We start from the raw sequence: 12,843 nt of genomic DNA, 5'->3' as shown, positions 1-12,843 counted from the left end.
AATAATGTTTTCAGAAATTCATCATATTATAACTTAAAACTTCAGCAGGGTTGCTTTCCTTTTATTAACTTTAATTCAGCTGCTATTCTATTATTAAATGAAAACTTTTATGAAAGCTATAATTCTAAGCCTGGTTACAAGTCTTATTTTTCTGAGTACTAATTGTAACAGGCAAAATTTAAATGAACAGATGCAACTCACAGGAACCATAGAAAGTCAGGGAATAACTTCTTATCAATATGGTACACATACCCTTAATACAGAAGATGAGTTCTATGCCCTTAAGAGTGAAAATTTAGATCTAGACGAATTTATTGGGAAAGAAGTTTCTATTTCGGGCTCAAAAATAGAGGGATATCCTGTAGATGGTGGACCTCTTTATATATTGGTAACAAACGTGAAAGAACTGTAAATCCCTATTTTTTCTCTGCGGAATGCTATATTTGCGGAAAAAGCGAAAAATGAAAAAATTATTTGTTTCCGCAGTTCTATTTAGCCTATTTATATCATTTTCTGCCAATGCCCAAATTGATGAAGATCAAACCGGTGCCTGGTATATGTATTTCTGGAACACCGATTTTGGCGAAAGTCAATGGGGACTTCAGGGAGATATACAATATAGAAACTGGGACCTCGGCGGTGACCTTGAGCAATTACTTATTCGTGGGGGCCTTACCTATTCCCCTAAAAATGCCGATGTAAAATTCACCCTTGGATATGGTAATATCACCTCTGGAGAGTTTGGTGACAGCAACGAAACTTCGGGCGAAAGCAGAATTTACCAGGAAGCCTTACTTCCACATAAAATAAGCAGTCGATTTTACCTTACTCACCGTTTTAGATATGAACAGCGCTGGGTAGAAAATCAGGACTTTAGAACACGATACCGTTACAACCTGTTTTTGAACATTCCTTTAAATCAGCCCAATCTTAATAAAGATGCCATTTATATTGCATTGTACAATGAGCTATTTATTAACGGAGAAAGAGGAATTGGAGCCGGCCGGAGTGTAGAATTATTTGACCGTAACCGCTTTTATTCTGCGCTGGGTTATGCCTTAAAAGACAATCTAAAACTACAGGGCGGGTATATGACGCAGACTACAGATGATGTTAGTAAGGGACAAATTCAGCTTAGCCTGCACCATACTTTTTAAACAAATAAACCTGGGATAAGCCTAAGAAATATATGCGCCAAAAAATCCCAATCGAATCAAAACCCGGAGTCTTAAATCTACCGGGGGAATAATTAAGTAGAGTTTCGTTATCTTTAGTTTTTAATCAGAATACTCAATTATGAAGCAATTTTTACTCTTTACCGCTTTAATATTTATTTCAACTTTAAATAGTACAGCCCAAACTTCTGAAATTAGCGGAGACGCTTTCGCACATACCTATTCTATTGTGGCTCGCGATGCCAAAACCGGTGAAATGGCAGTTGGCGTTCAAAGCCATTGGTTTTCAGTCGGCCCACTTGTAGCCTGGGGAAAATCGGGGGTTGGGGTAGTCGCCACCCAGTCTTTTGTAAATCCCGCTTTTGGTCCCGAAGGACTTAAGCTTTTAGATGATGGATATACTCCTGAAGAAGCCGTGGAAAGCCTTATCAATAATGACGAAGGTCGTGATTTTAGACAACTTGCCATTTTGGGGAAATCTGGAGCAAATGCGGCGTACACAGGAGAAAAATGTGTAGCTGAAGCTAAACACGTGAATGGAGATAATTTTTCCGTTCAGGCAAATATGATGCTTAATGATGATGTTGTACCGGCAATGGCTCAGGCATTCACAGAAAATATAAACCTGCCTTTAGCCGAAAGAGTGGTTGCTGTTTTAAAAGCCGCTCAGGATGCAGGTGGTGATATTCGGGGGAAACAATCGGCTGCTTTAATCGTGGTTGGGCCCGACAAAATTGAAGAAATCTGGAAAGACAAAAAAATAGACCTTCGGGTAGACGATCACGAAAACCCGGTTAAAGAATTAGACCGATTACTAAAAACCGCGAGAGCTTACGAATTTATGAACCGTGGCGATCTGGCTATGGAAGAAGGAAATGTAGAAAAAGCTTTAGAGGAATATGGCACTGCTGAAAGTATGTTTCCCGATAACCTGGAAATGAGATTTTGGAAAGCTGTAGCCCTTGCCAATAGCGATCGTTTAGACGAAGCAAAACAAATTTTTGACAGGATTTTTGATGAAGATGAAAACTGGAGGACAATGCTGAAGCGTTTGCCAAAAGCCGGACTTATAGATGTCACCGAAGAGGAATTGGAGATGCTTACCCAGTAATCCTCACAGATTTAGTATCTTTAGAACATAAAACAATGCTATTATGAAAATCACTTTTAATAAAATTTTTCTAGGATTAGCGGTTGTATCACTTACCGCTATTACTTCTTGTAAAGACGAAGAAAAAACTCCCAAAACCCAGACCACTACAAATACTGAAATGAGTGGAAACACGGCTGGAAGTGCAGAAACTCCAGATGTTAACCCGCCACACGGGGAACCAGGTCACCGTTGCGATATGCCGGTTGGTGCTTCTTTAAGCGGAGCAAATAATAATACCAATGCAGGTTCCAGTTCAGAAATGACTACTTCTCCTATCAGGTTGAAAGAAGCAAAACCTACTAAAAACCCTGCTCACGGAGAGCCTTATCACGATTGCGCAATCCCTGTAGGAGCAGATCTTGAAGGTTAAACTTTTAGATTTCTATAAATAGAGGAGGTTGTTTGAAAAATTCTGTTTCCGTCAAGCTGAGACCCGTGATAAAAAAAATTACCTAGCGGAGGAAAATGACGTTTTCGAGCAAAGCGAGTTTTAAACTCCGTGTGTGAGTGTAGAAAATCAGCAGCGTTAATAATTTGAAGCCTTGGAAAAAATTTAGCTGCTGATTTGCGATTTTTTGGCCCTGTTGCCAAAAAAAACACCTCCACATAGGACGCCCTTTTTTGTTTCGTTTTTTGGGCGAGCAAAAAATGAAAAAAAGAAACTTCCATACCAGTTAAGTTTCATTTTGAATTATAAAAACAAGCCTGAATAACAGGATTTTAAAAATACGTCAATGGTAACCTGTTTCAGCTTCTAACATGTTTTAAATATTTAACATCTTAGATCCTGAAACAAGTTCAGGATGACGAATTTAAAGACTTTACAAACAACCTCTTTTTATTCAGAAAAAAATCAGAACTTAATCCAATCCTCCTTTTCTCTCGGCATCCCTTGGCTCTGGCCAGGTCATTTGCTCACCAGACCTTCTGCTAATTGGTAAAACAGCTTTCTCCCTCGAAGTTGTTTCAGGATCTTCGCTGGCCATATAAGTCATAATAGCGGTTAAGATCACATTGCTTCTCACATCGTCGAAAACAATCTTATCATAAGTATCTAAATTGGTATGCCAGGTATAGTTCCAGTAAGACCAGCTTAAAGAACTTAACATGAATGCAGGTGCTCCGGCAGCTACAAAAGAAGCATGGTCAGATCCTCCACCCGATGGTGTTCCCGGGAAAGAAGTTTCAATTTCACCTTTTATTTCCTGCGGAACCGGCTCCAGCCATCTTCCGATATAATCGTAAGCGTGAAGGAAACCCTGTCCGCTAATATTTTTAACCCTTCCGGTACCATTATCCTGATTGAATAGAGCCTGAACATTCGCAACCACTTCCGGATTATCCTTTACAAAAGCACGTGACCCGTTAAGTCCCTGCTCTTCACTTCCCCAATGCCCGGCAATAATTGTACGTTTTGGGTTTGGATATAGTTTTTTAAGAATTCGCATAGTTTCCATCATTACCACAGTTCCGGTAGCGTTATCGGTAGCACCGGTCCCGCCGTCCCAGGAATCAAAATGAGCTGAAAGTATAATATATTCTTCAGGTTTTTCGCTGCCTTCAATCCTTGCAATAGTATTAAAAGTAGGAACTTCACCTAGATCTTTAGATTCAGCAACCACTTTTATTTCGGGAGCATTATCATTTTCAGCCAAACGATAAAGCAAGCCGTAATCTTCCAGATTCAAATCTATCGTTGGAATTTTATTGGTATAAGCACCAAAAACCTTATTTGCACCAAAACCGTGTGACCAGTTAGAAGTCACAATTCCTGCTGCCCCTGCTTTTTCAAGTGCTTTCGGCAATTCACGGTAACCATAACCAGTTTTTTGAATTCGGTTTCTCCAAAGGGAATCGGCTTCTCTAATGCTCTGCTGCATATTTTTCCAGGATTTTTCGGTTGCCCATTCTTCCCAGTTATAAGGAGGTCTTCCGGTTGGTTCGTTTACCGAGATCATTACAAATTTTCCTTTAACCGAAGAAAGTATATTGGCAAAAGCAGCAGAGTCTGAAGCTTCAGGCAATATCACTACCTCTGCAGTTACTCCTTTTTTTCCTGTTGAAGGGCTCCAGGCAAGTTGCCTCCCGTGCAGCGTTCTTAATCGTGGCTCAACAAGGTCAATATGGGTGATTCCTCGCTCCCAGCCACGCCAGGTTCCATATTCCTCGTTTTCAGCTGAAATTCCCCAGCTATCATATTTCTTCACCGCCCAGTCGTGCGCGTTTTTCATTTGTGGAGTCCCCACCAATCGCGGACCTACAACATCTACCAGCTCATGGGCAAGTTCTTCTAATTTTGAATTTTCATTGGCCTCGGCAAGAATTTTATCGACCATTTCTTCCTGCGCCTGCACCTGTAATGCACCCGCTACAAGAAATAAACTAAAAAGTGTACGTAAATTTTTCTTCATTCTGTATTATTAAATTTTAATTTTTCAGGATAAAGATATTAATTAAGACCGGATGGAGTGTTTACAATAGCACTTTACAAGTATTATCAATTTAACTATATTGGCACTGCTTTTAAAAAATAAACCCACAACTCCTTAAATCGATGAAAAAAACCTTACAAAACACCTTCAATTTTAAATTTCACTTCCTCTTTTTTCTATTTATAAGTTTCAGTTTTACCGGAATTTCCCAAACAAGCGAACTTTCCGTAGAAAAAATTATGCAGGATCCGAACTGGATGGGCACGTTTCCTTCTAACGTGAAATGGAGCGCCGATAGCAAAACCATTTATTTTGATTATAATCCTAAAAAAAATGTACAAGACTCTCTTTATAAAATTGAGTTAAAGAATACTTCGAAAATCAGCAAAGTGAGTTTGGAAGAAGAACGAAAACTAATTCCCTCTTACGGTGATTTCAATAAAGACCGGAGCAAAAAGATTTTCAGCAAAAATGGAAACCTGGTAATTTATGATATTAGATCTGGCGAAACCACTCAATTATTAGATCTCTCAGAAGCTATTACCAATGCCGAATTTCTGGCAGACGAAAATAAAATCAGCTTTAATGCCAGCGATAATGCTTTTATATACGATAGAAAAGCAGGCAGCATTAAACAATTAACCAATATCACTGAAGGCAAAGCCGAAGAGGAAAAGGAAGATAAAACTTCAGAAAAAGATGCCTGGGTAAGAGATGAAAACCTGGGATTACTGGAGGTTGTAAACAAAAGAAAAACCGATAAAGAAAGCAGGGAAGCCTACCGCGAAGCTACGGCTGAAAAAGAAGCCTATACTTTTTACCTGGAAGATCGCGATCTAAGTAATTTGCAGGTGTCCCCCAATGCAAAATTCGCAACTTTCAAACTTATTACCCGGGAGCAGGATGGAAGCACCGACGTGCCTAATTATGTTGACGAATCTGGCTACACCGTCAACTTACCGGCAAGAAGCAAAGTAGGTGACGATAAGACCAGTATTGAACTGGCCATCTACAATTTTGAAAAAGATACCGTTTATACCTTAAAAACAGAAGATTTACCCGGAATTACCGACCTACCCGATTACGTAACAGATTACCCCGATAAAGAATGGGAAGAAACCGAAAGGGAGGTAGCCCCTACTACGGTTTATTTTTCTAAAAACGGGGAACACGCGGTGGTTAACATTCGTTCTAAAGATAATAAAGACCGCTGGATCGCTAAAATTGACCTGGAAACCGGAGAGTTAAACACTTTAGACCGACAGCGTGACGAAGCATGGATTGCCGGACCCGGAATTGGTTACTCTTACTATGGGGGCGAGGACATGGGCTGGTTACCCGATAATAAACATATCTACTTTCAAAGTGAAGAAACCGGCTATTCGCATTTGTATCTATTAGATGTTACTACCGGAAATAAAAAAGCACTTACCGAAGGTGATTTTGAAGTTTTTGACCCGGAACTTTCAAATAATAAAAAGCATTGGTTTTTAACAACTTCAGAAGTTGGACCGGGTGAACGCCATTATTATAAAATGCCGGTTATGGGCGGGAAGATGGAAAAACTCACCCAAATGGAGGGCAACAACGATGTCTATCTTTCTCCCGATGAAAAAAATATAGCCATTTTACATTCTTACAGCAACAAACCCTGGGAATTATATTTAAAGAAATCAAAAGCAAATGCTGAAGCTGAAAAATTGACGGAAGGACAATCTGAAGCATTTAGCAGCTACGAATGGAGGGAACCTGAATTAATAGAATTTGAAGCCGAAGACGGTGCTATGGTGCCGGCGAGATTATACAAACCTGAAGCCGATGTGAAAAATGATGCCGCGGTTGTATTTGTTCACGGTGCGGGTTACCTTCAGAACGTCCACAAATGGTGGAGCAGTTACTTTAGGGAATACATGTTCCATAATTTATTAACCGATCTTGGCTATACCGTAATCGATATTGATTACCGTGGAAGTGCGGGTTACGGGCGTGACTGGCGTACCGGAATTTACCGCCATATGGGTGGAAAAGATCTTTCTGACCAGGTTGACGGAGTGGAATACCTTATAGAAAATCACGGAGTGAATCCTGAAAAAGTAGGTGTTTACGGTGGAAGTTACGGCGGATTTATCACCCTTATGGGAATGTTTACCGAACCGGAAACTTTTAAGGCCGGCGCTGCGTTAAGATCGGTTACCGATTGGGCGCATTATAATCACGGCTATACTTCCAATATTCTAAATGAACCGGCTGCAGATCCAATCGCCTATAAAAGGTCTTCCCCTATTTATTTTGCTGAAGGTCTTGAAGGAGATTTATTGATCGCCCATGGAATGGTAGATGTAAATGTTCATTTTCAAGACGTGGTGAGGCTTTCTCAACGTTTAATTGAATTAGGCAAAGAAGACTGGGAAATGGCAATTTACCCGGTAGAAGATCACGGTTTCGTAGAGCCAAGCAGTTGGACCGATGAGTACCGCAGAATTCTGGAATTGTTCAACGAAAGCCTTCTAGACTAATGGATACTGAATTTGTAAGAAGTCAATTTCCGGCACTGGAAAGGGAGTTTATATTTATGGATAATGCCGGTGGCTCACAAACCTTAAAGAAAGTCGCAGACCGCATTAGCGGATATTTACTGCACCATAATGTACAACTGGGCGCTTCATATAAGGTTTCAAAGGAAGCCGGCGAAAAACTCAATTTTGCCACCAAACAGGTTAGTAAATTTATAAATGCAGGTAAGCCGGAAGAAGTGGTAATAGGTCCATCCTCCTCTATGCTTTTACGAATTTTAAGCATTTGTATTAGCAAGCAATGGCAGGAGGGTGATGAGGTAATAGTAACCAATACCGACCACGAAGCCAATGTTTCACCCTGGACAGATCTAAAGGAAAAAGGCATTAATGTAAAAGTTTGGAAAGCAAATCCTGACAGCCTGGAACTGGAAATAAACGACCTCAAAAAATTACTGACCAAGCGAACTAAATTAGTCGCGGTAACCCACGCTTCAAATATTTTAGGAAGTATAAACCCAATTAAAGAAATCGTGAAAACTGTTCATAAAGCCGGCGCATTAATTTGTGTAGATGGCGTGGCCTATGCGCCGCACCGACGGGTGGATGTGAGAAATCTAGATGTAGATTTCTATGTTTTCAGTTGGTATAAAACCTATGGCCCTCATCTGGCAGTGATGTACGGCAAGTACAATCAGTTGTATAAAATGGATGGCATTAACCATTACTTTTTTACCAAAAAAGATGTGCCATATAAATTTCAGCCCGGAAATTTCAATTTTGAACTTACCTACAGTTTACTGGGAATCACCGAATATTTTGAACAATTATTTAAACACGAATTTCCAAGAGAGAAGAAGGCCGATTTTCAGGAAAAAATGGATAAGATTTTTGAATTGATTGGCCGGCACGAGGAACGAATAAGTAAGCCTTTAATCACTTACCTCGATGAACATCCCGACATTAAAATTATTGGCCGAAATACCGCAGAAAGAGAAAAAAGGGTGCCCACAATCTCATTTGTACATAATAAACTGAAAAGTGATGAAATCGTTGAAAAAGTAGACGATTACCGTATAGGAATTCGGTTTGGTGATTTCTATGCGAAAAAACTTATTGAAGACTCCGGATTAAAAGAAAAGAACGGCGTGGTGAGAGTAAGTTTGGTGCATTACAATTCCCTGGATGAGGTAAAAAGATTGATTTGGGTTTTAAAGAAAATCATCTAAAACATTTTAAAATAAATGATGGTTTGTAACTTTAACCAGTATAATTAGGAAAGAGGCTGTCTAAAAAGCCTGATTTCGTCAAGAAACTTACCTCCGTTTAGGCGGGTTTGTTTCGGACTTTATCCCGAATTTGCTTCGGGATTCTAACATGTTTTGATTATCAACATCTTAGATCCCCGATAAAAATCGCGGCAGGCTCTGAAACAAGTTCAGGATGACGATTTAAAAAATTTTTCAGACAGCCTCAATTATAATTGATGCGATTTTAATAATTACCGCCACACCATCCCGCTAAGCATAACAGTGTATTCCTTGGCTTCAGCATCATAGTTGATACTGTACCTGGTGGGATAATAATACCCTGTCCTCTCAAAACTCTGTGGTTGATGGATCTGGTATTCCATGCTTGTTTTTTCATTCAGGTAATCTAACGTAACCATGGGCTCAAAGAAAATAAAGCTTCCATTATAGGAACCCATTATGAAAGTCTGGTCAAAGACCTCTCCGTTTAATTCCCCGGCTTCCATACTTAGCCAGTGCTTACCCATCATTGGTATAAATCCCGGAGTGGGTATGTAAGTGGCGGGAATATATTCAGCCGGAGGAAGGATTTCAGCAAGCTCTGCATCTGTGATCTGCATTTTTTCCTCGTGGGATATCATATAGAAATGCAAATCAAAATGAGGAATATCATATACTCCCGGCGGTTCGTGTCCCTGTGGCATAAAACCAATGTCAATATGATCAAAAACAATTCCCTCTGCCTCTTCAGGTAATGGCAAAGTAATTTCATACATCATCTCAGGCATCCCGGATAGTGCAGATTCTGAAAATTTTAAAGCTATAGCATGAAGATCCCCATCACTATCAAATTGCACCATGGACCAGGCAGTCCCGTCTGCAAATTCCTGAGAGGGGCCATAATAAGTAGCCAGGGAATCATCTCCTGAGAAGAAATCCTGGGAATCTTCCCCGGAGCAACCTTCCTGAAAATGGAAATACTCAACATTACTTTCACCTGAGAACAGGCTTCTCACATCTTCATCTGTTATCACACCCTGGCGAATAACACTCTCTGTCACCTCGCCATACGCATCGGAATTTAGCAAGGTTATTTCTACATAATACTCATCTACACCCTCTGTATCCGGCAAGGCTACACATAAGGGGCTAGCTGCATAATCTCCTGATTCATCCAGCTCTACAGAATTTGAAAGATCCGAGTATAGCTGTGTTCCTATCTCGTCATTTTCATACCTCCAGATATCCATGCTAAAAGCTGCGGGGTGGTGTCTCCCATTCTCATCACAATAGTTTCCGAATACACACCACTCAATAACCTCATTTGGAATAAGATCAAAAAACAGGTAACCATATTCATTCACCATTCGATCATCAAAACAAAGCACCGGTACCTCTACATACTTTTTTACTCCCGCTCTAAGATCTATAACTATGGGCAGGGAGGTATTTACAAAATCTGCAAGCGGACTTCCCGCCATTGGTGTAACCCAGATAGCATTGTTGTTCCCGTCATAGACCACAAAATAATCAAGGCTATAATTACCCGGATCCAGCTCGAGTTCCGGAACATTTTTGGTGAAAAGTTCCCCTTCTACAAGATCTATCCTGAAAGGATCTTCTGTAGAACCTACTACATTTCCACTCCCGTTGGAGAGTACGATTTCCACATACACCACATCCTCATCTGAACATGCGGGTATTTCTGTAACCGCCTGTTTAGATTTGTTATTCACAAGATCACTAAGCATCGCACCAAAGGAAACAGTTGCTTTTTCCTGGTTAAGATCCCCCGTTGACACCGCCTCATCACTGCTACATGAAGTGAGGATCAACAACATCATCGCCACGCAGGCGATACCAAAATTAATTTTTTTCATAATCATTTTAAATTAAATTAGTAAGAATGCCTCTTTGGAACATAAAGCCCAATAATGGGGGGCTGGAGAGTAGCCTCCTGGAAAGAACTTCCAGGAGGCTTACACTTTCAAAAGTATAATTTTTTGATTTATAGTGTGTTAAGGGATTTTCTGTATAAATTAGTCTTACTAGAAGTTTTAAAAAAAGGTGGTGAAAATCAATAATTTCATTTATAAAAAATGCCAAAAAATATGCCGCCTCTCACCAGGTAAGACTTTTCTAAATTAATTGAATCTTGTTTCCCCATTCTAACTCAAGGGAGACAGAAAAAAGCGAAATCATTCCGCTAGCAGAAAGAATAAGTAGAGTGATTTCTGTCAACTTAGGTTAACCAAAACTTTTCTAAAATTATAACTTATGAAATCTTAGCCCAGGGCCTGCTTCAAATCCTCTATTAAATCTTCTTCATCTTCAATTCCTACACTTAATCTAATTAGGGAATCCACAACTCCGGTTTTAGCTCTTTCTTCTTTCGGGATGGATGCGTGAGTCATAGTGGCTGGATGGCCGGCCAAAGATTCTACACCGCCAAGCGATTCGGCCAGGGTGAAAACTTTAAGCTTTTCAACAAGACTTGTTGCACTTTCTAAAGTGTTTTCTTTTGTGGTAAATGATATCATTCCGCCGAAACCTGTCATTTGCTTTTTCGCAATATCGTGGTTCGGATGATCTTCAAATCCAGGCCAGTAGACATTTTCTACTTTTGGATGTATTCTCAGGAATTTTGCTACCGCTTCTCCATTTTCACAATGACGTTGCATTCTAATATGCAGAGTTTTTATTCCGCGTAACACCAGGAAACTGTCTTGCGGACCGCAAATTCCCCCGCTTGCCTTCTGAATAAAATATAATTTTTCAGCTAATTTTTCATCTTTTACAACCAAGCCACCCAACACCACATCACTATGACCTCCCAAATATTTTGTAGCGCTGTGCATCACAATATCGGCCCCAAGGACTAAAGGTTGCTGTAAATAAGGCGTAGCAAAAGTATTATCTACCGCAAGCAGTAGGTTATGCGCTTTTGCTATTTCAGAAACCGCTTCAATATCAATAATATTCATCATTGGGTTGGTTGGGGTTTCAACCCAAAGCAATTTGGTGTTGTCGTTGATGTATTTTTCAATATTGCCCGCCTCATTCATTCCAATAAAATGAAATTTAATGCCCATATTTTCAAAAATAGAAGTAAACAATCTATAAGATCCACCATAAAGATTGTTAGTAGAAATAATTTCGTCTCCGGGTTTAAAAAGCTTCATCACGGCATCTATAGCAGCAAGCCCAGATCCAAAAGCAAGACCGAATTTCCCATTTTCAATACTGGCTAAAGATTTTTCCAGAGCAGAGCGGGTTGGATTTCCGCTTCGGGAATATTCAAAGCCTTTATGCCCACCCGGTGTGCTTTGTGAGTATGTAGTGGTTTGATAGATTGGAGGCATTACAGAACCGTATGCGGGATCTATATTCTCCTGCCCTCCATGTATTGTTTTGGTATTAAATTTCATAATTCCAGCGTTTATAGCAAATGTAGCGTGCTCATTGTCTTTAAGCAAAATAGGTTTATCTTTATTCGCGTATTTAACAGCCTTTTTTTATGTATAGAAGCATCCTTTCTCTCCTTGTTATTTTCCTAATTTTCACTTCTTGTCGGGACGAAAAATCTGATGCTAGCGTAAAACAGGTTAAAGGCGACACCGAAGCCCTGAGTTTTCACGATGTAGGTTTATTACCTAAAGATTTTCAAACTTGCAAAGCCGAAAAATGCCCAAAAATAAGAGTGAATTATTTAAAATTCAGGGAAGACCGGGAAGCGGCCAAAGAAATGAACCGCTACAATGAAAAAAACCTTATCAAAATTTTTGATAATAGCGAAGTTGCTTCTGAAGCTAAAGATGTAAAGGCCGCGGTTAGTGAATTCATCCAGGATTTTCAGAATTTTAAAAAAGATTTCCCCGAGGCTGAAGCCGAATACGAAGTTGAAATCTCACAATCGGTTTTAAGTCAGACCAAAAAATTATTGGTTTTGGAAACCAATTTCTACCTGTTTACTGGTGGCGCCCACGGTTACGGCGCTACACGTTATGCGAATTTCGATATCGCTTCAGGCGAACTACTGGGTAAAAATGATTTATTTTCAGACCTTGATGCTTTTACAGATTTTGCTGAAAAAGAATTTCGAAAAAAACATGAGATCCCGGAAGGAGAAAACATTAATTCTAAAGGTTTTTTCTTTGAAAAGGATAAATTTGCGCTTCCGGAAAATATTGCAGTCACCAAAAATCGGGTGATTTTAATTTATAATAGGTATGAAGCCGCCAGTTATGCTGAAGGGGAATTAAAATTATCTTTTCCGAAGAATAAAGTGAGCGAATGGCTTAACTACTAATTAAAAATAGT

Annotated in this window: 10 protein-coding genes; 7 read left to right on the top strand and 3 right to left on the bottom strand. The window is 39.7% G+C overall.

Annotated features, from left to right (window positions below):
* The first annotated feature begins 109 nt into the window (after positions 1-109).
* The 4 genes from LB467_RS09580 to LB467_RS09565 all read left to right on the top strand — a co-directional run bounded on the left by LB467_RS09580 (position 110) and on the right by LB467_RS09565 (position 2,698).
* Positions 110-412, top strand: coding sequence for a hypothetical protein (locus LB467_RS09580; RefSeq protein WP_224473814.1), 303 nt, complete (start codon positions 110-112; stop codon positions 410-412).
* Positions 413-461: 49 nt separating this feature from the next.
* Complete coding sequence (locus tag LB467_RS09575) at positions 462-1,157, top strand: DUF2490 domain-containing protein (protein WP_224473813.1); 696 nt, start codon at positions 462-464, stop codon at positions 1,155-1,157.
* A 139-nt stretch (positions 1,158-1,296) separates the two neighbouring features.
* Positions 1,297-2,286 carry a DUF1028 domain-containing protein gene (locus tag LB467_RS09570; protein ID WP_224473812.1) on the top strand — a complete coding sequence of 330 codons (990 nt, stop codon included), beginning with the start codon at positions 1,297-1,299 and terminating at the stop codon, positions 2,284-2,286.
* A 43-nt stretch (positions 2,287-2,329) separates the two neighbouring features.
* Positions 2,330-2,698 (top strand): hypothetical protein, encoded by a 369-nt coding sequence (locus LB467_RS09565; RefSeq protein WP_224473811.1) that lies wholly within the window; start codon positions 2,330-2,332, stop codon positions 2,696-2,698.
* A gap of 490 nt (positions 2,699-3,188) precedes the next feature.
* Here LB467_RS09565 and LB467_RS09560 read toward each other — a convergent pair whose 3' ends face one another.
* Entirely contained in the window at positions 3,189-4,739 is a 1,551-nt protein-coding gene (locus LB467_RS09560) for a M20/M25/M40 family metallo-hydrolase (RefSeq protein WP_224473810.1), read from the bottom strand.
* Between the two features lie 143 nt (positions 4,740-4,882).
* Here LB467_RS09560 and LB467_RS09555 point away from each other — a divergent pair, with 143 nt between their 5' ends.
* A complete protein-coding gene (locus LB467_RS09555) occupies positions 4,883-7,276 on the top strand; it encodes a S9 family peptidase (protein WP_224473809.1) in 2,394 nt (797 codons plus the stop codon).
* Positions 7,276-8,502 (top strand): cysteine desulfurase-like protein, encoded by a 1,227-nt coding sequence (locus LB467_RS09550; protein ID WP_224473808.1) that lies wholly within the window; start codon positions 7,276-7,278, stop codon positions 8,500-8,502. The genes LB467_RS09555 and LB467_RS09550 overlap by 1 nt, the downstream gene beginning before the upstream one ends.
* A 272-nt stretch (positions 8,503-8,774) precedes the next feature.
* On the opposite strand, the gene LB467_RS09545 is transcribed toward LB467_RS09550, so the two are convergent.
* Together LB467_RS09545 and LB467_RS09540 are read right to left on the bottom strand one after the other, a co-directional pair.
* Positions 8,775-10,403, bottom strand: a complete 1,629-nt coding sequence (locus tag LB467_RS09545) for a DUF5602 domain-containing protein (RefSeq protein ID WP_224473807.1) — start codon at positions 10,401-10,403, stop codon at positions 8,775-8,777.
* Between the two features lie 405 nt (positions 10,404-10,808).
* The gene (locus LB467_RS09540) at positions 10,809-11,951 is read right to left on the bottom strand and encodes a trans-sulfuration enzyme family protein (protein ID WP_224473806.1); all 1,143 of its coding nucleotides are present in this window, start codon (positions 11,949-11,951) and stop codon (positions 10,809-10,811) included.
* A gap of 89 nt (positions 11,952-12,040) precedes the next feature.
* Between LB467_RS09540 and LB467_RS09535 the strand changes: the two genes are divergently transcribed.
* Positions 12,041-12,832, top strand: coding sequence for a DUF3298 and DUF4163 domain-containing protein (locus tag LB467_RS09535; RefSeq protein WP_224473805.1), 792 nt, complete (start codon positions 12,041-12,043; stop codon positions 12,830-12,832).
* Positions 12,833-12,843 lie beyond the last annotated feature (11 nt).

The sequence above is a fragment of the Salegentibacter tibetensis genome (assembly GCF_020164485.1).
Classification (GTDB): domain Bacteria; phylum Bacteroidota; class Bacteroidia; order Flavobacteriales; family Flavobacteriaceae; genus Salegentibacter; species Salegentibacter tibetensis.
The sequence above is the reverse complement of the archived record's forward strand: the minus strand, read 5'-3'. Positions and strand labels throughout refer to the sequence as shown.